Here is a 23,110-nt window from a genome sequence, read left to right as displayed (position 1 = left end):
CCTTTGTGTACTTTGTGCCCTTTTTTTTAAGCTCTTAAAAGGAAAAACCCATGACTCAACAATACGCCATTTCTGAATATCCTAACGTCGAAGAAGTCTACTCCAAACTTGAAAACCTTGTCAGCCAGCCGATCCGTGCTGTACGGCGCGAGAAGATGAAAGAGTATTTAAATTACTTTGATACAAAATGCGTCCGCTCAAAACAATTAACCGACGAAGCCAAAAAGATCATCCCCGGCGGCGTGCAGCATAACCTCGCATTCAATTACCCATTTCCGATTGCTATTGAAAAAGCGGAAGGCGCACATCTTTGGGATGCAGACGGAAATCAATATATCGATTTTCTGCAAGCAGGCGGACCAACGATTCTGGGCAGCAACTACGCACCGGTACGTGAAAAAGTAATTGAAATGCTGCAAACCTGCGGACCTGTCACCGGCTTGTTTCATGAATACGAATTGAAACTCGCCCAACTTATACAGCGCTTCATGCCCTCAATAGAAATGTTCCGCATGCTAGGCTCAGGGACTGAAAGCGTAATGGCGGCGATCCGCGCGGCAAGGACATTTACAAAGAAAAAATATGTCATCAAAGTCGGCGGCGCATATCATGGCTGGAGTGACTCGATGGTCTACGGTCTACACATCCCAGGCACGGGAAGATTGGAAGCAAAAGGAATTCCACGTGGAGCAAGCGCGTCAACCCGCGAGTTCTACCCAAATGCTCTCGGGGCGTTAAGACGTCAGCTTTTTTTGAACAGGTTTCGGGGCGGCACCGCAGCGGTCATTGTCGAACCGGTTGGACCCGAAAGTGGAACGCGTCCCGTTTCAAAAGATTTCAATCAAAAAGTCCGCGAGTTGTGTGATGAATTTGGCGCGCTGTTAATTTTCGATGAAGTTGTGACAGGCTTTCGTTTGGGACTTGGTGGCGCACAGGGCTACTTCAATGTCAAACCTGATCTCACCGTTTTTGGAAAATGCATCACTGGCGGATATCCAATGGCGGGCGGAGTCGGCGGGCGGCGCGATGTGATCGGGACGTTCGCGGCGGGCATCGGCGGCGTGGGCGAACGCGCATATATTGGCGGCACACTTTCGGCGAATCCGCTTTCGTGTGTGGCGGGATATTACGCGCTGATCGAAATGGAAAAAACAAACGCCGCAGCCATCGCAGGCAAAGCCGGCGACAGACTCACAAACGGTTTACAGGCCATCATCGAAAAATATTCACTGCCATTCGTCGCATATAATCAGGGCTCCATCGTGCATCTTGAAACAGCCGGCACCATGTTGCTTGATTTCAAACATCCGTTACGGCTCGCAAAAGGACTCAAGCCGCGCAAACATATGATGGAAGAAATGGGCGCGGCCTACATGGCGAACGGATTGGTCACACTCGCCGGCTCGCGCATGTATACTTCGATGGCCGATACTGATGAAGTGATCGATGATGCATTAAATCGTTTTGAAACCGTCTTGAAGGAATGTGAATGAGTCATAAACTTTTAATTCTTGCACAGGATGAAAATAAATATCGCACTTTGATCGAAGAAGCGCAGCTCGAAGATTTGGATTTTGCGACTCAGCCCGCTGACGATGTGGATATCGTATTGGGCGAACCCAGCCGGATCAACGCTGCGCTCGGATCTCTCCCCGCTCTACGCTGGGTACAGTCCATTTGGGCTGGAGTGGAGCCTTTGCTGGATCCTGCCATTCGCCGCGATTATGTTCTGACCAACGCCCGCGGAGTCTTCGGCGAGTTGATGTCTGAATATGTGATCGGCTATTTGCTCGCGCATGAACGCAAAATTTTTCAACGCCGCGAAGCGCAAAAAAATAAACTTTGGGACGAATCTGATACAGGCACGTTGCGCGGAAAAACAATCGGTCTGTTGGGTGTCGGCTCGATCGGTGCGGAAGTTGCACTCACCGCAAAATTCTTCGGCATGAATGTGCGCGGGTATACATGGAGTAGTGAAACAAGCAGGCATGTGGATGAGTATTATCATCCTTCTTTGGAGTCAAACAGCTCGCTGTTTGACAAGCAGGAGCAAGCTCCTGCACTCCATAACACTCCTGCACTCCACAGATTCGCCCACGGACTCGATTACCTCGTCAACATTCTGCCGAATACAAAAGATACCCGCAATATCATCAACGCAGAGCTGCTAAATGCGCTGCCACCTCATGCCCTTGTTATCAATGTCGGGCGCGGCCCCGCAGTGGATGAATCCGCTTTGATCGAAGCGCTCAACGAAAACAAAATTGCGGGCGCAGTGCTGGATGTGTTTGAGAAAGAACCGCTTCCAAAAGACCATCTATTTTGGACAACAACACCGAATCTATTAATGACCTTCCACACCGCAGCACCCAGTCTTGCAGAAGACATATCGAACTTGTTTTTTGAAAATTACGAACTCTTCAATAAAGGGCAACCGCTGATGTATCAGGTTGATTTTGAAAAAGGGTACTAAAGGAATGCAAAATACTGAATGCAAAATGGAGACTTCAACCATGACAACACAATACAAAATTTATCCGTATCGCTGGGTGGTATTGGCGGCATTTATGTTCATCAATCTCACCATTCAGATCCTGTGGATCTCGTATGCGCCCATCACAGGCCCGGCCGCTGAATATTACGGCGTGACAGATTTACAAATTGGCTTGCTTGCCATGTCTTTCATGATCGCATTTATTCCTTTGTCCATTCCTGTTTCGTGGGTGATTGACACATACGGGTTTAGAATCGCCGTCAGCATTGGCGCGGTTTTGATGGGCATCTTCGGCATCCTGCGCGGACTGGCTGGCGAGAATTACACACTCGTTCTATGGAGTACCTTCGGGCTGGCCGCCGCGCAACCGTTTTTACTCAATGCCTGGACGAAAGTCCCAGCCAATTGGTTTGCCATCGAAGAACGCGCCACCGCAGTTGGGATCGTGACTCTCGGCAATCTGATCGGCACCGCACTCGGCATGGTATTGACTCCGATTTTGATCGAAAGCACATCCATTGCAACCATTCAATTAATATATGGCGGCATCGCTGCTTTCTCCGCAGTGGTCTTCCTGATCTTCGCCCGTGAAACTCCGCCCACACCGCCCTGCCCGCCCGGAATGGAAGTCCGCGCTTTGATGTTGGATGGTCTCAAACACGCCTTCACGATCAGAGCATTTTGGTTCGGCTTGCTGGTTTCATTTATCGGGCTCGGCATCTTCAACGGCACCACTACCTGGATCGAGAACATCGTCCGCCCGCGTGGATTCACACCCACAGACGCAGGCACGCTTGGCGCTCTGATGATCGTCGGCGGCGTGATCGGTGCAGTCGTCATGCCTGCCTTATCTGATAAACAACGCAAACGACAATTATTTCTTTACATCGCCTTCATCGGTGCGATCCCCGGCTTAATCGGATTAACCTTCGCAACCACATCTACACTGTTATTTGGTTCGGCCTTCGTGATGGGATTCTTCCTCATTAGCGCACTGCCAATTGCGATGCAATATGCATCCGAAGTGACGCAGCCCACACCCGAAGGTACCTCAAATGGACTCATCCAACTCTTTGGGCAGGGCGCTGTGGTCTTTGTCTACATCATGGAAGCCATGAAAAGCGCTGACGGTTCCTTCACTCGTTCGTTATTATTGGCAGTTGGATTGCTGGTCATCAGCATCTTCTTTGTCTCACAAATGAAAGACCCGCAGCAACTCGTCCAAAATAAATAAGGAGAGGCTATGACTCCAACACTTATTGACATCCGCACCGCCGCGCAAAGAATAAAACCCTACGCGCACCGCACGCCGGTATTAACCAACGAAAGTTTAAATCAACAAGTAGGCTCTCAAGTATTTCTCAAGTGCGAAAACCTGCAAAAAGTTGGCGCGTTTAAATTTCGCGGAGCATGCAATGCTGTATTTTCACTTACTGATGAAGAAGCTGCACGCGGAGTCTGCACGCATTCATCGGGAAATCATGCGGCAGCGTTGGCGCTTGCGGCGAGGATGCGCGGCATTCCCGCATATATCGTCATGCCGGACAATGCTCCGTCAGTGAAGAAAAATGCTGTGGCCGGGTATGGCGGCTTGATCACGTTTTGTGAGCCAACACTCGAAGCGAGAGAAAGCACATTGGACAGGATCAGGCTCGATACGGGTGCGACCGTTGTTCATCCATATAATGATGAGCGTGTCATCACAGGTCAGGGTACGGCGGCGTTGGAATTGCTGGAGGATGTCCCCGATCTGGATGTGATCATTGCACCTGTCGGCGGCGGCGGATTGTTAAGCGGCACAGCCATTGCGGCCACCGAAATCAAAAAAGGAATTCGTGTGATCGCGGGCGAACCTGAAATGGCGGATGATGCGTTTCGTTCGTTGCAGGCAGGCGAGATCATTCCATCGAAAAATCCGAAGACGATTGCAGATGGTTTGCTGACTTCACTCGGCAGTTTGACATTTCCGATCATTCAAAAAAATGTAGAGCAGATTGTTACTGTGAGCGAAGCAGGAATTATCGAATCGATGAAATATGTTTGGGAGCGCGCGAAGATCATCATCGAGCCATCATCGGCGGTTGCGATTGGCGTGTTGTGGGAAAAGAAAATCGATTTGAGCAGACTCAAAATTGGCGTTATCATCAGCGGCGGCAACGTTGATCTTGCAAAACTTCCGTGGCAATAAGAAGGAATTTTATGAATCTGATCGAAACCATTTTACAAAAAAATCCCATTGCAATTTTAGACGGCGCACTCGCGACAGAACTCGAACGGCGCGGCTGTGATCTAAACGATGCACTTTGGTCAGCAAAAGTTTTGATGGAACAGCCTGAATTAATTCGTCAGGTGCATTTGGATTATTTCAATGCCGGCGCAGATTTTGCGATCACAGCCAGTTATCAGGCAACGGTGGAAGGTTTTGCAAAACGCGGACTTGATAAAAATGAAGCGCTTGCCTTGATGCAAAAATCAGTGCAGACCGCGCAAAGCGCACGCGATGAGTTTTGGGCCGATGAAAAGAATCGTGTCAACAGAGTACGTCCGCTGATCGCCGGTTCGATCGGACCATACGGCGCATTCCTTGCGGACGGTTCGGAATATCGCGGTGATTACAAATTGACCGAGGATGAATTGATCGAGTTCCATCGTCCGCGGGTGGAGGCGCTTCTCGCCGCAGGCGCGGACCTTTTGGCCTGCGAGACCATCCCATGCTTGATCGAAGCTCAGGCATTGGTTAAATTACTGGGCGAGTTTCCCAACGCATCGGCCTGGTTATGCTTCAGTGCAAAAGATGATGAACATATTTGCAACGGAGAAAAGATCGCCGATTGTGCCGCATGGCTGGATGCGTATCCGCAGGCAGCAGCGATCGGAATCAACTGCACGTCACCGCTTTATATTCCATCTTTGATCCGCGAGATCAAAAAGAATACGAACAAACCTGTGATTGTATATCCCAACTCGGGCGAAGTGTACGACCCTGAAGCAAACACATGGCACGGGGAAACTTCCTGCGATGCATTTGGTCTGCAATCAAAAGTCTGGTATGAAAATGGAGCAACTCTCATCGGCGGATGCTGCCGCACAACCCCCGATCATATTCGCGAAGTGAAGAACTGGTCCACTGCATAGATGGTGAATGACGGATCGTTAACCATGAATTATCGGTCAGGAGAATTTCATGAACAGTGAATTTTTCAGCAATGAACATCCCATTGAAGAAAAACTTCCCTATGCGACACGTCTGATGTTCTTTCCCAACGGCACAAGCGTGGAGGAATTCATCATCCCGGATGAAGACAAAGAGATCGTCCTCGAACAGTTGTATCCATTTTCTCCCATTCCAAAATTAACCGATGAAGTGGAAGATATGCACGCGGGGAAGAAGTTCATCGTCAAAGATTTTCGTGTGACATGGGAACACGGCATCAATTATCTGGTCAGCCCGTATTATCCTGAAAGCGGCGGCACAGTCATTGACTGGATCGATGAAAATAACTGGGTCGAGTTTGAGGAAGATGAATTCGATGACGATGATCTTGAATTTACCGAAGGCAATGACGACGATATCCCATTCTAAAAATCAGGAAAACCAATGACCGAACCTATCATCCTTGCAGTTGACCTGGGGACATCGGGTATGAAAGTTGCGCTAATCACTGTCAGCGGAAAAGTTTTAGGCTGGGAAGCCGAACCGATCCGCTTAATACACACGCCTGACGGCGGCGTGGAACAAGCTCCGGATGAGTGGTGGGACGCATTTTTGTCAGCGGCGAAAAGGCTGATTGCGAAGAATCAGGCAGCGGCGAGTCTGATCCGTGCGGTATGTTGTTCCACACAAGGCGAAGGGACAATTCCAGTCGACAAAAATGGAAACGCACTCAGCAACTGCATCCTGTGGATGGATATGCGCGGCGCACCGTTTCTCAAAAAGCAACTGGGCGGACTGATCAATATTGACGGCGCAGACATTTTCAAGGTGCTGCGATTTGTAAATCTAACAGGCGGCATACCAAATCTGACAGGCAAAGACCCTGCGGGACATATGCTTTTTATTCGTGATACGCAGCCTGAAATTTATTCAAAGACTTATAAATTTTTGAACGTGCTTGATTATATGAATCTGCGACTCACAGGCGAATTCGCGGCATCTTTTGATTCGATCGTGACTTCATGGGTAACGGATAATCGCAACCCGAACGCGTTGCGTTATAACGACGGGCTGATCTCCATGCTGGGCATTGACCGCGCCAAGCTGCCCGAAGTTGTTCCCTGCTCTGCTGTCGTTGGGAATTTGAAAGCGGATGTTTCCACTGCGCTTGGGCTTTCAAGCGCAGTAAAAGTGGTGGCAGGCTCAATCGACAACACCGCTGCCGCGATCGGCTCCGGCGCTGTGGAAGATTATCAGGCTCATTTATATATTGGCACATCTTCATGGATCGCGGCGCATGTGCCGTTCAAAAAAACGGACGTGGCCTCGAGCTTGGCGTCCATTCCCTGCGCGGTGCCAGATAAATATTTACTTACCGCTTTGCAGGCAACCGCCGGCGGTAACCTGACCTTTCTACGTGACAATGTTATTTATCACAAAGACGAATTACTGCAGGAAGCGGACGTGCCTGATATTTTCAAAGTGCTTGATCAGATCACAACACGCGTCCCTGCCGGTGCGAACGGAGTCGTGTACACGCCGTGGATCTGGGGCGAACGTGCGCCCGTGGAAGACAAAACCATCCGCGCGGGTTTGTATAATTTATCGTTGAATAACACACGCGAAGATATCATCCGCGCGTTTCTGGAAGGGATCGCACTCAACACCAAATGGCTGATGACGCCCGTTGAGAAATTTCTCGGCAGAAAAGTACACTCGATTAACATTGTTGGCGGCGGCGCGCAATCAGATGTCTGGTGTCAGATCTTTGCAGATGTAATGAATGTGGAAATTAAACAGGTCAACGAGCCTGTCTACGCCAATGCGCGCGGGGCGGCATGGATCGGCGCGGCAGGACTTGGTGAAATCAAATTTGAAGATGTTTCCAAATTGGTGGTATTCAAGAAAACATATTTACCTAATCAAAACAACCGCAAGTTATATGACGAGCGCTTTGACATATTCAAGTCGATCTACAAGCAGACAAAAAGTATATACAAAAAATTAAACGGATAATTTTTTATTTTTTGGTTCTTTTCTTTATGAGTAGCATTGACGCTTCGCGTGTACACAGATTACACGGAAAAGAACGGATTTTTATAAAAACCTGTGCATATCAGTGAAATCCGTCAAATCCGTGTTCAAAAGGTTTTTAATCACAGCCCCTCCCAGAGATCTGTTTTTTCATCATTCATCATTCATCATTCATCCTTTTCACGGAGCCTACCCCATGCGACTCACAAACATGATCACAGCCGTTGACCTGCACGCCTGCGGTGAACCCGGCCGCGTTATCACCGGCGGAATTTTAGATGTGCCCGGCAAAACCATGTTCGAGAAGATGAAATACTTTGAAAAGAATCAGGATGATATCCGCCTGCGGATGCTGCGCGAGCCGCGCGGATATCCCGCCTTGTGCGCCAATATCATCCTGCCGCCCACACATCCTGATGCCGATGCGGGATTTATCATCATGGAGCAGGTTGAATATCCGCCCATGTCTGGGACCAACACGATCTGCGTAGCGACGACTCTTTTAGAGACGGGAATGCTCAAGATGACAGAACCAGTTACCGAGTTCATTCTTGAAGCGCCCGCAGGGTTGGTTGGGATTCGCGCTGAGTGCAAAGACGGTAAGGTCACACAAGTCACATTTAAGAACGTCCCGGCTTTCGCGGTTCATTTGGATGTCAAAGTGGAAGTTCCGCACCTTGGCACCGTCACCGTGGATGTGGCCTGGGGCGGCATGTTTTATGTCATTGCGGATGCGGCGCAATTTGGATTGCAGATCACACCCGATGAAGGCAAGGACATTACGCGCATCAGTGAAATGATCAAAGCCGCAACCGTGGAACAGTATCCGGTTGTGCATCCTGAAAATCCTGAAATTATCGGGCCGACCATTTCACAACTTTCTGCGCCGCCGACAAATCCCAAAGCACATCGTAAGAATGCAGTGACCGTTGCAACCGGTAAACTCGATTGGGATAAACCGTCCACTTGGACAGGCGTGATCGACCGCTCGCCCTGCGGCACTGGCACCTGCGCAAAGATGGCGGTCTTACATGCAAAAGGTCAACTGAGACTCAATCAGGATTTTTATCATGAAGGAATCCTCGGTACATTATTTACAGGCCGCCTGATCGAAGAGACGCAAGTGGGGCCGTACAAAGCAGTGGTGCCCACTATTGGCGGTACGGCTTGGATCACCGGCATTAATCAATTTGTTGTTGACCCGAGCGATCCATTTCCAAATGGTTTTACAGTTGGTGATATTTGGTAAAAGACGATGATGGACGATAGTCGCCCATCGTCAAACGGAGTTTCGATGCTTATCCTCAACCGTGTAGAAATTGAAAAAATACTCGACCCGCACGAACTTCTTAACGCACTTGAAGAAGGCTTCAAAGCCTTAAGCGCAAACCAGCTCAATGTTCCACCGCGCAATCAAGCCATCGCGCCCAAAGGCGTTTTGGTCAGCATGCCGGCTTATATGCCAAACAAATTCATGTCGGTCAAACTCGTCAGCGTCTTTCACGAAAATCTGCCCGCGCATCAAGCTGTCATCACGCTCTTCGACCTCAGAAACCGGCACACCCATCGCTTTCATGGACGGCGAATATATCACCGCCTTACGCACCGCCGCGGGTGCAATTTTATCCATCAAAATGCTGGCACGCAAAAACATAAGATCCATCGCCATCATTGGCGCGGGCGTTTTAGGCGAAGCTCACTTAAAAATGATCGGGACATTAAGCGGCATCGAAAAGATTTGGATCGCTTCGAGGGATATTTCCAAAGCCCAGGCATTATCCGCCCACGCTTCGCACGCACTGACAACTGACTCCGTCCAACAAGCAGTTTCCAGCGCAGACGTAGTGTGCCTATGCACATCGTCACTTGAACCAGTCATCAAAGCTGAATGGCTCAAGGAAGGTACACACATCACATCTGTCGGTTATCGTCCGCCAGGCGGAGAATTACCGCGTGACTTGATCGAGCAGAGTCACATCTTCGTTGAATCAAAAGTTGCATTCAATCCGCCGCCGGTGGGCAGTGCTGAATTGCAAGGCTTGGATTCTGAATTTGGAACGGAGCTGGGTGAAGTTTTATTGAATCAAAAATCTGGCCGCAGAAACGAGCAAGAAACCACCATCTATAAATCCATGGGACACGCCATGGAAGACCTTGTCGCTGCGAATCTGGTCTATCAAAAGGCGCTGGAACAAGGGCTTGGGAAAGTGTTTGAGTTTAGTCAGTGACATGCGAACTAAAGTCCGCATTTTTTATTCTCCGTTTTGATTTTGGTAATGATTAAAAAGCACGAAAACATTTACAAAAAAGAATCTCAAACAATCAGGATTTGGTTAGTTACGATTTCTATAAGCACGGCTAGAAATCGTAACTGAATTTTTATCAGGGTCTTTTACGTTCGCAAATGAGTAACCATTTGCCTGGTGTGTACTGCCAAACTCAAGCCCCTGTGCCGCAGATTCTTTCTTGAATTTTTCAATGTCCTCAACATCGAACATGAGCTTTACACCAACCTGACCCAGTTTTATGCTTTTCGCTGCTTGGTGAATCAGAATATTTGCTCCACCATTCTGAGACTTCAATTCAATAAGTCCTTCGACTACTTCGCCAGTTGAAATAAAGCCAAAATATTTCTGATAGAACCCGGCGGTTGCCTGCATGTTCTTTGCGTAGAGCAAGATTGTGTTTAAGGATGTTTGCATTAGATTTTCTGTTGCCTAATTTCTTTTTATGCTCTTGCACTCACTAAAAACTCTGGCGGTTTTCTTATTTTGGCTGCCTGTTCAAAGGCAAAAGCCAGTTTGATCAACGTCGGTTCCTGCCAGGCCTTGGCGAAAAATGAAATCCCAACCGGCAAGCCAGATATATACCCCGCTGGCACAGTAATATGCGGATACCCCGCCACAGCCGCCGGCGACGTGCTTTCCATATCCCAATTGAGCGCATCCCCATTAACCATATCCATCATCCATGACGGGCCGCCGGAAGGCACAATAAGTGCATCCAACTTATATTTTTTCATGGCTGCGTCAATTCCATTTTTGCGGGTGAGTAGTAAATTTTTTGCCAGTGCGTCACGATATTTTTTATCACGCAATCCGCCGGATTCCTGCGCCTTGAGCATACGCTCCTGTCCAAAGTATTGAAGTACGCGCTCCTTATTTTCTTCGTTGAACTTGATCACATCTGCCATTGTCTTTACTTTTGCATTCGCGCCGGCCAGATATTTATTCAGATCGGCTTTGAATTCATAATGCAGAACTTCCGATTCGGTTTTTCCAAATTTATTAAAATTCGGCAGATCGGCAGGGTCAACAATCACCGCGCCAAGTTGCTTCATCACATCAATACTGGATTCAAAAATCTTGATGATACGCGGATCAGTTCCTGCCATATTTCGAGCAACGCCGATGCGTGCGCCTTTGAGTCATTCAGATCGAGGAATTTTGTGTAATCAGAGAAACGCCTTTTGGCGCTATTTTTGGTAGCTGGGTCACGCGCATCAACTCCAGTCATTGCACCGAGCAGGATGGCGGCATCAGCAACAGTGCGCGCCATGGGACCGGCAGTATCCTGACTGTGTGCGATGGGAATAATTCCGCTGCGGCTTAATAGTCCAAGTGTGGGCTTGATTCCTACGATGCCATTTGTCTGTGCGGGGCAAATGACCGAGCCATCGGTCTCTGTGCCCACCGCCGCCGCAGATAGATTTGCCGCAACCGCCGCGCCTGAACCTGATGAGGAGCCGCACGTCGAACGATCCAACGCATAGGGGTTACGAGTCAGCCCGCCGCGAGATGACCATCCGCTGATGGAGTTTTTTCCGCGAAAGTTTGCCCACTCACTGAGATTTGTTTTGCCTAAAATAATGGCTCCCGCTTTACGCAATTGCTTCACAATGAAGGCATCACGGGATGCAATATTGCCTTCCATGGCAAGCGAACCCGCCGTGGTTTGCATGCCATCGTGCGTATCGATATTGTCTTTAAGTAGGATGGGAATGCCGTGGAGCAGACTCCGCACCTTGCCGGCTGCCCGCTCCCGGTCGAGGGATGATGCGATGTCCGCTGCTTCGGGATTCATTTCGATAATGGAGTTTAAACGCGGGCCATTCGTGTCGATTGAATCGATCCGCTCGAAAAATAATTCGGTAAGTTGAAGCGCGGTCAACTCGCCTGATTTCATTTTTTCTGCAATTCAAAAATACTTTGTTCCTGCATATTTATCGTCCGCCCCCGGTGATGTAATGTTCGAGTTGAGAGATCATGAATTTTTGCACATCCACAACTTCCTTAAGCACATCCCGAACTGAGATCAGCCCAAGCAATTCCTTGCCGTCAAAGACAGGCAGATGGCGGATATTCTTATCGATCATTAAAGCCATGCATTCTTCAAGCGGTTGACCTGCTTCAACATAGATCACTTTTGAAGTCATGATCGCGCTGACCAATGTGCCTTTGGCGGTTTTGCCTTCCAACTCCACACGGCGCGCGCAATCGCGTTCCGATAAAATCCCCTCCACTTTATTGCCATTCAGCACCATCAATGCGCCTGTATTATGTTTGGCCATAATGACAAGCGCCTCATAAACGGTTGCGTCGGAGGGAATGGAAAATACTTCACTCCCCTTCGTACGGATCATATCGCGCACTGTGGACATATGCATCTCCTGATCTGGTTTTTTTTCAAAGTATAGGCGTAAATCATTCTACTGGCAAGAATAACAGCTGATATGCTTGTGAAATAAATCCTGAAGCAGTCATTCAAATATGATATGATTTCACGAGTGATTTACTTTTCTTTGAGTAGACCAGTCTTCTAGATAACACTTTGCCTGATCTTTGCATTATTCGTTTCGTTTGAAATGAATCGGAAGTTTACGCACAAACGCAGGAAGCCATCACCATCACAGCCCGGGCCGGGCTGAACGGATTTTGTAAAACAGACAAATGGATGCCCGTCCATATGACGGTGGAAAATAAAGGCGCAGATATCAACGCCTGTGTGCAAACATCTTCATAAAAAGTGCGAGCGGAGAAACCGTAAATGGCACTGATATTTCACTGCCTTCCACATCACGCAAGGAATTTTTTCTATACATCAAACCGGAAGGGTTCATGCGGACTTTCAACGTCAGCGTGCTGGATGGGAACAAAGTACTTGCAAAGACTGATCTAAGAGTAATTGCACCTTGGCGACCACTACTTTAATATTCGGCTTGCTGGCAGACAACCCATCAAACTGCACTATGCTCCATTAAATGATGTACGTCCGCTGACAGGGGTGACGAAAATTGCCCAGTTGAAAGATTTCAGACCTGCCTGATCAGGCGCTAGGCTGGGCATGCCTGATGCTCGTCATCTCCAACGTGGATACAGGAACATTGAGCGCAAAACAAAAACAGGCGCTTGAATTATGGGTGGCAAATGGCGGAAAGTTATTCGTTACAGGCGGGATTCAGTGGCAAAACACAACCGCCGGATTGGGTGACCTCCTGCCCATCAAATTAACATCCACAAAAAATGTGGAGGGCCTGCCGGCTTTGACATCTTATGTCATCAACTCAACTCCGCTTGATGCAGAAGTGATTCTGGCGACAGGCAAAATCCAGGCGGAAGGAAATGTTCTTGTCTCACAAAATGGGATTCCGGTGCTGATCGAAAAGCAGATCGGATACGGCAAGGTATATTTCTTCGCCGCCGACCCGGGTTTACGGCCGCTGAATGACTGGCCGGGAATGGAAACCCTTTACGAACATTTACTGGCCTTCAAATCACCCAAACCTACCTGGGCAGACGGGCCGTGGAATTCCTACCTGCAGCACTGCACTGGCAACATTACCAGAACTTTCACTTCCATCTTTATTTACATCTGCGGCTGGCTGGGTTTGTATATTATTGTGATCGGCCCGGTAAATTATTTTGTTTTGCGCCGCATGAAACGAACAGAACTGGCCTGGATCACGGTTCCGGTACTGGTCATCATCTTTACCAGCCTGGCTTATTTTTCAGGGTATTTATACCGAGGCACGCGCCCCATTATGAATCGGCTCATGCTGGCGCAAGCCTGGCAGGGAGTGGATCAGGCGCAGGCCACCGCCATCGTTGGTTTGTATTCACCCAGCCGAACCGCCTACACTGTGGAGAGTCAGGACCAATTCCTTATCTTTCCCTACCCTGATATGAATGAAAACTTGCAGGAAGTAACGATTGGCTTTCGCTTAAGAATGACAAAGGTTATACCCTGCCAAAAGTCCGCGTGGAAATTGGCGGAATGCAATCCTTGGGACTGGAAGGCTCACTGCAGTCGCTGGCACCGATTCAACATGATCTCGCCCTCTCAATCACGATCAAACGCCTGTGCTTGCAGGAAACATTACCAACAACAGTAATTATACATTGAAAGGTGACATTGTCACGCCAGCGGCTGGCGGGTGCTCGGAGACTTTGCGCCAAACGAGAGCAGAAGATATAAAAGTCACACTTGTCAATAATTCCAGCAACACCTTACGAGCCAATACTCAGTACATCCGATCCTGGCATTGAAATGCCTACGCGGAAGATATTGGAAGAGCAAAGCCGCGCCTGGTTCTTCGAGTCAATTACATCCTCTTCCAATGGTATGGTCAATCTCAACTCGGGCGTCTACCTGATGGCCTGGGTCGATGATGAAATAGCGCCGGCAGGGATTAATTGGCAGGATCAGTAAACACCGTCAGACACCCCTGCTATATTTTGAAAAACTCAACCCCGCCCTTAAGACAGAAGCGGGCGCGTTGATGCTCACATCCAGCATGAATACACTTGAAACCTACATCCCTGAAGCCTGGCAATACATAGGCATGGACGGAAAAATATTAATGGACATAAAAGGCAATCAGGTCGATTACTTCGAGATCACCGCGATTGATTTCATCTTAATGGTGCAGCCATGAGTTCGATCATAGAAATCAAAGACCTAACCAAACGCTTCAATACATCATCTCTGACGGGCGGCGCGCCAACGAATTGAACAACATCAACTTCAATATTGAAGGTGGAGAAATTTTGGATTGGTCGGTCCCAACGGCGCGGGCAAAACCACCACCATGCGTATGCTGGTTACTCTGCTTAAACCCGATCATGGTGAAATTCTTGTGGGCGGATATTCGATCCGTAAAAACGCCAATGATGTGCGCCGCCAGATCGGTTTCATGCCGGATTCCTTTGGCGTATACGGCGACATGACCGTGCAGGAATATCTTGATTTCTTCGGCGCCTGTTACAAAATTCATCCGCAGCAGCGCGCACATTTAATTACCGACTTGTTGGATCTTGTGGATTTGGGACACCGCCGCGACGACATGGTAGACACCCTATCCACCGGACTCAAACAACGGCTCGGACTCGCCCGAGTCTTGATTCACGACCCAAGCATTCTCGTGCTGGATGAACCCGCCTCAGGCCTTGATCCACGCGCGCGCGTAGAGATCCGCGAGTTATTACTTGAAGTAGCACGCCTTGGAAAAACCATCCTCTTCTCCAGTCACATTCTCGCAGATGTCGGCGAACTTTGCACCCGCGTCGGAATCATCGAAGACGGAAAATTAGCCGCGCTCGGCACATTACAACAACTGAGCGAACACGTCATGCCGCATCGCCAGCTTCATATTGGCTTACTGGATCGCAAGGAAGAAGCAAAGACAATGCTGCAATCCATAACCGGCGTATCTGAAGTCCGCATAATGGAAAACACAAGCCGCATTTCCCTCGAAGTGGATTTTACCGGTGACGACGAATCCATTCATCAACTGCTCGCAAAACTATTGACAGAGGGGTTTCCTGTTGTACATTTCAGCGAAGAATCAAAGAACCTCGAAGAGGTATTCATGCGCACCACAAAAGGGATCGTGTCCTAGACACGCGCATTTTTATGGAATCAACAACAACATCCACTGTTCCTAAAAAAGCCATGACGAGGCAAAACTTTTTTAGCCGGATCACGGACAACCCTGTCATCGCCAAGGAATTAAAAAGCAGAATGCGGGGGCGCCAGGGTTTTGTAATCATCGGCTCCTATCTGGCCTTGATCAGTTTCTTCATCATTTTGATCTATATCCTCCTCGCCTTTGATGGAAGCATAGCCAATGGCGACCCAGGTTTTCTACAAACCATTGGCAAGGTGATTTTCAGCACAGTGGTGCTGCTTGAATTGCTAATGCTGGGATTTATCGGCCCCGCATTAACCGCAGGTGCGATCTCTTCAGAACGCGAGCGTAAAACCATTGACCTGCTGCGCGCATCCCTGCTTTCAGGGCGCGCACTGGTTTTCGGGAAACTTGGCTCAGCCGTGATATTCCTTTTGCTGCTCATCTTTACCGCAATCCCTGTACAAAGCCTCGCCTTCTTTCTGGGCGGCGTGGGCATGGCAGAAATGGCCGTCTCCACATTGATGCTGGTTGTAACCGCTATTTTCTTCTGCACCCTGGGATTATTTTTTTCCAGCTTCTCCAGCCGTACATTAATTGCAACTGTACTCTCCTACTCTTCGATCTTGATCTCCTTTATTATATTTATTATCTTTCTCTTTTTTATCAGCGTATTCGATAGTTACAACACCTACCCGTCAACCATGGCAGAAAACATGGCATCCACAGCGGTCTGGTTCCTGTTTTCCACAAATCCCTTCTTTGCCGCCACTATAAGCGAAGTGATCCTGATCGATGAGCAAAGCCTCTTCCTCACCACGAGCAATATGATTGGCAGTACAACATTTCCCCTGCCTTCTCCCTGGATCATCTATGTTGTTTTTTATATGATACTGACCCTTCTCATGATCAGTATAAGTATATTTTTTGTAAACCGCCCGGACCGATAGCCATCAGCAATAGACACACATTTTTAGAGTCTATGAGAACAAACATGGAACCATCAACGTCCTCGATTCATGGCAGACCAGTCCACTGGAATTTTGTTGGCAAATTGATAGACAACCCCATCATCGCCAAGGAACTAAAAGGCAGAATGAGAGGCAGGCAGGGATTTGTGATCCTGTCTGTTTATCTTTTGCTGCTTAGCGTGGTCATTAGCGGTATGTATCTGTATTCAATAAACAACGGGGATATTTCAAGAACCGATCCCAATTCACTGCAAACCATAGGCAAACTTGTTTTTAATACAGTGGTTATGCTGGAATTTCTAATGATCTCCTTTATCGGCCCCGCGCTGACATCAGGCGCAATCTCCTCGGAACGTGAACGCGGCACGTTTGACTTGCTGCGTACTTCCCTGCTTTCATCACGCGCTCTGGTACTGGGTAAACTCGGATCCGTGGTCGTATATCTGCTTCTGCTGATCTTCACCGCCCTTCCTTTGCAAAGCCTGGCATTTTTTCTGGGAGGTGTAGGCATGGCGGAGATGATTATTTCCATTGTGATCCTGACCGCTTCGGCATTTCTATTTTGTACGCTGGGGCTATACTTCTCAAGCATGGCAAAACGTACATTAATCGCAACCGTTCTCTCCTATGCAGCCATGACACTCCCTATCATTACTCTGGTTTTTCTGTTTTATCTGCTGGTCAATAATGGAATGGATATATCAAACTTATCAATTGAAGATCAAAGGCCGGTATTAATGATTATTTGGATTTTGTTTTCCACCAATCCTTTCACTGCCTCCTTACAGAGAGCTTCTGCTGGTGGAGGAACAAAGCCTGTTTTTAATATACCTGCCTGATTCTCCGCTCGTATTGTTCTCCCCCTGGATCATTTATGTAATATTCGCTGTGACAATGACCGCTTTAATGATATGGTTAATCGTACTTTATCTGGATCGCTATGAGCGCTAAATAATATGACAACCATCAATACCCTATCCCACACTCTTCAACAATGGACGCGCTGGATGCGTTTACAACGCGCCCTGCTCTGGTCCATGCGTGGACTTGCCTTTGCGCTGGCGTTCTCCCTATTGATCGGCGGGATCGGCTTGTATCAAGCCAGATTGTTGAAGCAGGAATTTCTCGCGCTGGTCATTCTCTTCACAGTGACATTCCCGCTCATATCCGGCATCGCCGCCTATTTCTGGAAGATACAAACCATGAAAGCCGCGCGTTATTTTGACCGCGCCTTTCATCTTGAAGAAAGAGTTGCCACAGCTCTGGAATTACAAACCGAAAATCATTCAATTGAGATCATCCAAAAACAGCTTGATGATGCGGTCAATGCTTCACGCGGAGTCAAGCCCAGCCGCGACCTGCCGCTGCGTTTCAAAAAACTGGATGGACTTCTCGCATTATTATTTGCCATACTGATCGGCGTACTTTGGTTTCAAGGAGAAGCATTGTTCTCTGCCGCAGGCCGTCAGCGCGCGGTGGAGCAAGCAATCGCTGAACAGCAGACTCAAATCGAAGAACTGATTAAAGAGATCAACGCCAGCAAGGCGCTAACAGACGAGCAAAAACAGGCACTGGCCGAGCCGCTTGAAGAAGCCTTAAGCAGTTTGGAAGACAATCCATCGGTGGAAGGCGCAGTTTCGACACTGGTCAGTACAAGCGAAAAACTACAAGCCATGACCAACCAGCAGGCCGCGCAATCGATGCAGGCATTAAAAGAAACAGGCAGTTCGCTCGCTTCACAGGAAGGGACTCCGCTGGAGTCGATCGGGAAAGACCTCGCCAATGGAAATTTAGCCAACGCTGCTTCTGATCTCGCCAGCATGGACTTAAGTCAGATGAGCGCGGCGGAACTGCAAGAACTCGCCGAACAATTGGAATCCATGGCGGGTACACTGGCTTCAACAAATCCACAACTGGCTGAGGCTTTGCAAAACGCGGCAGATGCAATTCAAAATGGAGATACAGCGGCGGCGCAACAGGCATTGGCAATGCATCCACCAGTTGACAAATGCAAGTCAACAGATCAATGCTTCACAGGCGGCGAGTCAGGCGGCGGGACAGTTGCAACAGGGTGCGGGGCAAATTCTCGCAGCGGGCGGAAATCAAACGGCGCAGGGAAATCAATCGGCGCAGAGTGGGCAGGGAAATGCTCAGGCGGGGCAAAATAACGGAGGGGCCGGATCAGGCTCCGGGTCGGGTGATGCGCCGCCGAGTAATCAATCAGGCAGCGAAGCGGATAGTTCCCCAATCCCACAAAATAACGGCGCAGGTGATGGCGGCGAATCCGCTTATGAACAAATTTATGCACCGTCGCTTTTAAGCGGCACGGACGGTGATACGCTGGGACTTCCATCTTCAGGCGAGGATGGCGATGTGGTCGGGACGAGTCCGACAAGCGCAGAAGATGGTGAGAGCCTTGTGCCATACACGGATGTTTTTTCACAATACGAAGAATTCAATCGGCAGGCAGTGGAAAACGGCGATGTGCCGGTGCAATTCATGGATATTATTCGAAATTATTTTAGCTCTTTACAGCCATAACGCGACAAGGAGAAAGTATGACATTATCTACAGAAAATTTTCTTGAGTACGCAAATAAGATCGAAAGCGAAGTGGGACGTGTGATCGTTGGTCAAGGCGAAGTGGTGCGGCATGTGCTGGTGAGCATTCTGGCCGGCGGACATGTTTTATTGGAAGGTGTGCCCGGCCTCGGCAAGACCATGTTGATTCGGACTTTGGGACAGGCGCTGGATTTAAAATTCTCACGCATCCAATTCACCCCTGACCTGATGCCTGCCGACATCGTCGGGACAGAGATTCTCAGCGACGAAGATGGCAAACGTGAATTTCGTTTTCGGCATGGACCTTTGTTTGCAAATTTAGTTTTGGCAGATGAGATTAACCGCGCCACACCCAAGACTCAATCTGCATTGCTTGAAGCCATGCAGGAAAGTTCCGTGACCGTGGCGCAGACAACTTATCAATTGGAAGAACCATTCTTCGTGATGGCGACTCAAAATCCGCTGGAAATGGAAGGGACGTATCCACTGCCCGAAGCGCAACTGGATCGCTTCTTCTTCAAAGTAAATGTTGATTTGCCCAATGTGAGCGAGATGGTTGAAATTTTAGACCGCACCACTGGTAAGGAATCACCTTCTGCAAATAAAGCCGTCAGCGGTGCGGACATTGTCCAAATGCGCGCATTGGCTCGCACAACTCCGATTGCATCACATGTCAAAGAATACATCGCCAAGTTGATGCTCGCCACACATCCCGAAGATGTTAACGCTTCTCCGCTCGTGAAAAATACGTGCGTTACGGAGTCTCACCACGCGGCGGACAGGCGTTGGTGCTCGGCGCAAAAGTCACAGCGCTTCTTGCAGGCAGATACAACGTGGCATTTGAAGATGTCCACGCGGTGGCGAAGGCGGCATTACGTCATCGCTTGCTGCTAAATTTTGATGGGCTGGCGGAAGGAGTCCACGCCGACCAAATTATTGATGAACTCATAAATTCAATGCAGAATGCAAAATGATGAATGCAGAATATTCTGACTTCTGCATTCATCATTCCTCATTTCTCACATGCTTTTCACCGAATCCACTCTCCGCAAGATCAAACAATTGACCCTCGTCGCATCGCGCGTACGTTCTGGCGCGATCAAAGGCGAGCGGAGATCTTCGCGGCGCGGCAGCAGCGTGGAATTTGCGGACTATCGCAACTACACCGCAGGCGATGACTTACGCCGTTTAGATTGGAATATTTACGCCCGTCTTGAAAAACCATTTATCAAATTACTCGAAGAAGAAGAAGACCTCGCCGTTTATATTTTGATCGATGGCTCACGTTCCATGAATTGGGGTGACGGCGAACAAAACAAATTTGATTACGCCCGCTATCTCGCCGCCGGTATCGGCGCAGTGGCGCTCGGCTCCGGCGATCTGCTTTCTGTAGGATTTTTACAAGGCGGACATGTTGTTTCCGAATTCGGCCCCTCCCGTGGACAATACGCCCTACCGCGTTTATTCCGTTTTTTAGAAACCCTCGAAGCCAACGCCGAGACAGACTTGAATGCATCACTGCGTGAATATTCGATTGCACCGCGCCGCGCCGGTCTGATAATTCTCATTTCTGACCTGTTCGCCGCCGATGGATATGAATCAGGTTTACGTCAACTGCTCGGGCGCGGACATGAAGCCGCGTTGATCCATGTTCTCGCGCCTGATGAAATCGATCCGCCCTTTGCAGGTGATCTGCAACTGGTGGATATCGAAACAAATATCGAACAGGATGTTTCCGTAGATGGAGGCTTACGGAATTTATACCGCGCCCGCGTGCAAGCATGGATTCAATCCACGCAAGCCGATTGCCGCAAACACGGTATCCGCTATTTGGATCTGGTCACCAGCCAATCATGGGAAGAAGCACTCTTGTTGGAAATGCGGCGCACGGGAGTAGTAAAGTAACGAGTAAAAAGTAAGAAGTAAAAAGGTTTTATTCATCCTTCATCCTTCATCATTCATCATTCATCATTTCTTATGCAATTTCTCACTCCGCTCGGCTTCGCTCTCTCTGTGTTAGCAATTCCCATCATATTGCTATATATGCTCAAACTGCGCCGCAAACAGACGCAGGTCTCTTCAACGATGTTGTGGGAAAAATTATTAAAAGACAGGCAAGCCAATGCGCCGTGGCAAAAACTTAAACGCAATCTTTTACTTTTTCTTCAACTGCTAATTCTCGCCGCGCTGATCATTGCACTGGCACGCCCCGCGCTGCAAACCAAAGTTGTCGCAACAGGATCAGTCATCGTCATGTTGGATGCGTCCGCTTCGATGAATGCTGTGGATGTGACCCCTTCCCGTTTTGAAGAGGCGCGTAAATCCGTGCTGACTCTGATCAATGGACTTTCCAGCGATTCATCCTTAACTTTGATTCTGGTTGCAAAAACCCCGCAGACATTGATCGCGTCTGAGACAGATAAATCCCTGCTCAAGGCGGCTCTATCCAAGGCGCAAGTCACCCAGGGCGCAGCAGACTGGTCAGCCGCGTTTGCATTAGCGGCAGGCGCAACCCGCAACAGCGCATCCTCCACCGTGGTCATCGTCTCCGATGGCGGACTGCCCAATAGCGGATTGCCCGCCCTGCCCGGTGAAGTGCGCTACATCCCCATCGGTCAAGCGGACGATAATCTCGCAATCTCCGCGCTGGCCTTGCGTGCTTCAAATGGCGTTCCGCAGTTATTCGCCGAAGTGACAAATACCAGCGACGTGAACCGCAAAGTATTGCTTTCCCTGTATCTCGGCAACGACCTGTTCGACGCGCGTCAGTTGGAGATTCCTGCCAATTCACGCAAAAGTGTTTCGCTTGAAAATCTACCGGTTGCAACCGCCATTTATAAAGCGCATATTTCCGATCCTGTAGAATCAAACAAGCCGCTCGATTCGCTTGCATTAGACGACACAGCCTTTGCCATCTATCAATCGTCAGCGGCGAGACGCGCCTTGCTCGTTTCGCCAGGAAATTTATTCCTTGAGCAATTGCTGGCTTCATTGCCGGGGCTTCAACCTTTCCGCGCATTGCCCGCCGCCGATGGGACATTGCAAATTCCCAACGATCCATTTGATTTGTACATCTTCGATGGCACTATTCCCGCAGAATTACCAAATTCAAATCTACTACTCATTAATCCAACTACCAATCCATTTTTTACGGTTGGTGAGACGATCAAAGAGATCAATGATATTCAGGTCAACGAAAATTCCCTCACACGTTACGTGGACTGGAAAACTGTCCATGTGTTGCAGGCGCGTAAAGTGACTGTGCCAAGTTGGGCAAATGTTTTGATCGAGTCGGATTCAAATCCACTGGTGTTCACAGGCGAAACGAATGGACAGCGTATTGCGGTGTTGACCTTTGACTTGCGCGAAAGCGACCTGCCGTTGCAGATCGCGTATCCCATTTTGTTTTCCAATCTGATCAATTATCTCGCCCCGCCCAGCGCATTTGACTCGTCACAGTCTTTATCTGCTGGCGAAAGCCTGACCCTCGTCCCGCCCACGGATGCAGAACAGATCGTCATTGCATCACCGTCGAATCAAACTTTCACACTCGCCGCGGGTCAAACTTTATTTAGTCAGACAAACGAACTTGGGTATTATGCTGTAAACTTTGTCTCCGAGGATTCAACCAAAGTTGAATATTTCGCGGTCAATCTTTTTGACGAGTCTGAATCTGATCTGAAACCGCGTGAGACATTGCAAATCGGAAGCACATCGATTACGCCTACTGTATCTGAGCAAGTCGGCTTGCAGGAATTATGGAAATGGCTGGCAGGTTTTGCATTACTTGTGTTGATGATCGAATGGCAAGTTTTTCATAGAAGAACTTTTGCAAGGCCTTTTGAGAATCTGTCACTTCTCAAATTCAAAAACTTTTTAACGCGAATTACTCGAATTGGCGAATGACGCGAATAAAACCAAAATAAAATTCGTGCAATTCGTTCATTCGCTAAATTTGCATTAAAAACAGACTAAAGAAATTAAGACTCC

General features: G+C 48.7%; 25 protein-coding genes and 2 pseudogenes. 23 read left to right on the top strand and 4 right to left on the bottom strand.

The genetic code is table 11. The annotated features are described in order from the left end of the window. The first annotated feature begins 50 nt into the window (after positions 1–50). From IPL71_RS14745 to IPL71_RS14700, 10 genes and pseudogenes are all read left to right on the top strand, one after another. Complete coding sequence (locus tag IPL71_RS14745) at positions 51–1,493, top strand: aspartate aminotransferase family protein (protein ID WP_345322869.1); 1,443 nt, start codon at positions 51–53, stop codon at positions 1,491–1,493. Continuing rightward, a complete protein-coding gene (locus IPL71_RS14740; RefSeq protein WP_345322857.1) occupies positions 1,490–2,473 on the top strand; it encodes a D-2-hydroxyacid dehydrogenase in 984 nt (327 codons plus the stop codon). Before IPL71_RS14745 ends, IPL71_RS14740 begins: the two co-directional genes overlap by 4 nt. A gap of 40 nt (positions 2,474–2,513) precedes the next feature. Then, positions 2,514–3,728, top strand: a complete 1,215-nt coding sequence (locus tag IPL71_RS14735) for an MFS transporter (RefSeq protein ID WP_345322856.1) — start codon at positions 2,514–2,516, stop codon at positions 3,726–3,728. Between the two features lie 9 nt (positions 3,729–3,737). After that, positions 3,738–4,682: a pyridoxal-phosphate dependent enzyme gene (locus tag IPL71_RS14730; protein WP_345322854.1), complete on the top strand. Its 945-nt coding sequence runs from the start codon at positions 3,738–3,740 to the stop codon at positions 4,680–4,682. 11 nt (positions 4,683–4,693) lie between these two features. Beyond that, positions 4,694–5,629 carry a homocysteine S-methyltransferase gene (gene mmuM / locus IPL71_RS14725; protein WP_345322852.1) on the top strand — a complete coding sequence of 312 codons (936 nt, stop codon included), beginning with the start codon at positions 4,694–4,696 and terminating at the stop codon, positions 5,627–5,629. Positions 5,630–5,678: 49 nt separating this feature from the next. Further along, entirely contained in the window at positions 5,679–6,077 is a 399-nt protein-coding gene (locus tag IPL71_RS14720) for a hypothetical protein (protein ID WP_345322849.1), read from the top strand. Positions 6,078–6,092: 15 nt separating this feature from the next. Then, on the top strand, positions 6,093–7,664 hold the full coding sequence (locus IPL71_RS14715) for a xylulokinase (RefSeq protein WP_345322847.1): 1,572 nt from the start codon (positions 6,093–6,095) through the stop codon (positions 7,662–7,664). A 214-nt stretch (positions 7,665–7,878) separates the two neighbouring features. After that, positions 7,879–8,931 (top strand): proline racemase family protein, encoded by a 1,053-nt coding sequence (locus IPL71_RS14710; RefSeq protein ID WP_345322845.1) that lies wholly within the window; start codon positions 7,879–7,881, stop codon positions 8,929–8,931. A gap of 6 nt (positions 8,932–8,937) precedes the next feature. Further along, positions 8,938–9,174 (top strand): annotated as a pseudogene (locus IPL71_RS26020) (hypothetical protein); the annotation flags it as partial. A gap of 82 nt (positions 9,175–9,256) precedes the next feature. Further along, positions 9,257–9,910, top strand: coding sequence for an ornithine cyclodeaminase family protein (locus IPL71_RS14700; RefSeq protein WP_345322841.1), 654 nt, complete (start codon positions 9,257–9,259; stop codon positions 9,908–9,910). A gap of 105 nt (positions 9,911–10,015) precedes the next feature. Here the strand turns inward: IPL71_RS14700 and IPL71_RS14695 are convergent, their stop codons facing one another. The 4 genes from IPL71_RS14695 to IPL71_RS14680 are packed head-to-tail and all read right to left on the bottom strand — an operon-like array spanning position 10,016 to position 12,342. Then, entirely contained in the window at positions 10,016–10,384 is a 369-nt protein-coding gene (locus tag IPL71_RS14695) for a VOC family protein (protein ID WP_345322839.1), read from the bottom strand. A 26-nt stretch (positions 10,385–10,410) separates the two neighbouring features. After that, positions 10,411–11,076, bottom strand: coding sequence for an amidase family protein (locus IPL71_RS14690; protein ID WP_345322837.1), 666 nt, complete (start codon positions 11,074–11,076; stop codon positions 10,411–10,413). Then, positions 11,022–11,867 (bottom strand): amidase family protein, encoded by an 846-nt coding sequence (locus IPL71_RS14685; RefSeq protein ID WP_345322836.1) that lies wholly within the window; start codon positions 11,865–11,867, stop codon positions 11,022–11,024. The genes IPL71_RS14690 and IPL71_RS14685 overlap by 55 nt, the downstream gene beginning before the upstream one ends. 37 nt (positions 11,868–11,904) lie before the next feature. Beyond that, on the bottom strand, positions 11,905–12,342 hold the full coding sequence (locus tag IPL71_RS14680) for a CBS domain-containing protein (protein ID WP_345322834.1): 438 nt from the start codon (positions 12,340–12,342) through the stop codon (positions 11,905–11,907). A 239-nt stretch (positions 12,343–12,581) separates the two neighbouring features. On the opposite strand from IPL71_RS14680, the gene IPL71_RS26015 reads away from it, so the two are divergent. From IPL71_RS26015 to IPL71_RS14625, 13 genes and pseudogenes are all read left to right on the top strand, one after another. Then, positions 12,582–12,704, top strand: a complete 123-nt coding sequence (locus IPL71_RS26015) for a DUF8726 domain-containing protein (RefSeq protein WP_514130799.1) — start codon at positions 12,582–12,584, stop codon at positions 12,702–12,704. Continuing rightward, a complete protein-coding gene (locus IPL71_RS26010) occupies positions 12,683–12,892 on the top strand; it encodes a DUF8726 domain-containing protein (protein WP_514130798.1) in 210 nt (69 codons plus the stop codon). The genes IPL71_RS26015 and IPL71_RS26010 overlap by 22 nt, the downstream gene beginning before the upstream one ends. A 140-nt stretch (positions 12,893–13,032) precedes the next feature. Beyond that, on the top strand, positions 13,033–14,073 hold the full coding sequence (locus IPL71_RS14675; protein WP_345322832.1) for a hypothetical protein: 1,041 nt from the start codon (positions 13,033–13,035) through the stop codon (positions 14,071–14,073). A gap of 155 nt (positions 14,074–14,228) precedes the next feature. Further along, positions 14,229–14,390 carry a hypothetical protein gene (locus IPL71_RS14670; protein WP_345322830.1) on the top strand — a complete coding sequence of 54 codons (162 nt, stop codon included), beginning with the start codon at positions 14,229–14,231 and terminating at the stop codon, positions 14,388–14,390. A 70-nt stretch (positions 14,391–14,460) separates the two neighbouring features. Continuing rightward, positions 14,461–14,616: a hypothetical protein gene (locus tag IPL71_RS14665; protein WP_345322828.1), complete on the top strand. Its 156-nt coding sequence runs from the start codon at positions 14,461–14,463 to the stop codon at positions 14,614–14,616. A gap of 117 nt (positions 14,617–14,733) precedes the next feature. Then, on the top strand, positions 14,734–15,579 hold the full coding sequence (locus IPL71_RS14660; RefSeq protein ID WP_345322826.1) for an ABC transporter ATP-binding protein: 846 nt from the start codon (positions 14,734–14,736) through the stop codon (positions 15,577–15,579). A gap of 14 nt (positions 15,580–15,593) precedes the next feature. Beyond that, entirely contained in the window at positions 15,594–16,538 is a 945-nt protein-coding gene (locus tag IPL71_RS14655) for an ABC transporter permease (RefSeq protein ID WP_345322824.1), read from the top strand. A 44-nt stretch (positions 16,539–16,582) separates the two neighbouring features. Beyond that, positions 16,583–17,398, top strand: coding sequence for an ABC transporter permease (locus tag IPL71_RS14650; protein ID WP_345322822.1), 816 nt, complete (start codon positions 16,583–16,585; stop codon positions 17,396–17,398). A gap of 117 nt (positions 17,399–17,515) precedes the next feature. Beyond that, positions 17,516–18,727: a hypothetical protein gene (locus IPL71_RS14645; protein WP_345322820.1), complete on the top strand. Its 1,212-nt coding sequence runs from the start codon at positions 17,516–17,518 to the stop codon at positions 18,725–18,727. After that, positions 18,621–19,100 carry a DUF8809 domain-containing protein gene (locus IPL71_RS14640; protein WP_345322818.1) on the top strand — a complete coding sequence of 160 codons (480 nt, stop codon included), beginning with the start codon at positions 18,621–18,623 and terminating at the stop codon, positions 19,098–19,100. Before IPL71_RS14645 ends, IPL71_RS14640 begins: the two co-directional genes overlap by 107 nt. A 17-nt stretch (positions 19,101–19,117) precedes the next feature. Beyond that, positions 19,118–20,094: pseudogene (locus tag IPL71_RS14635) on the top strand (AAA family ATPase). A gap of 49 nt (positions 20,095–20,143) precedes the next feature. Then, complete coding sequence (locus IPL71_RS14630) at positions 20,144–21,025, top strand: DUF58 domain-containing protein (protein WP_345322816.1); 882 nt, start codon at positions 20,144–20,146, stop codon at positions 21,023–21,025. Between the two features lie 72 nt (positions 21,026–21,097). Next, complete coding sequence (locus IPL71_RS14625) at positions 21,098–23,026, top strand: BatA domain-containing protein (protein WP_345322814.1); 1,929 nt, start codon at positions 21,098–21,100, stop codon at positions 23,024–23,026. Positions 23,027–23,110 lie beyond the last annotated feature (84 nt).

The organism is Candidatus Villigracilis proximus (assembly GCF_016717045.1).
In the GTDB taxonomy this organism is placed as follows: domain Bacteria; phylum Chloroflexota; class Anaerolineae; order Anaerolineales; family Villigracilaceae; genus Villigracilis; species Villigracilis proximus.
The sequence above is the reverse complement of the archived record's forward strand: the minus strand, read 5'-3'. Positions and strand labels throughout refer to the sequence as shown.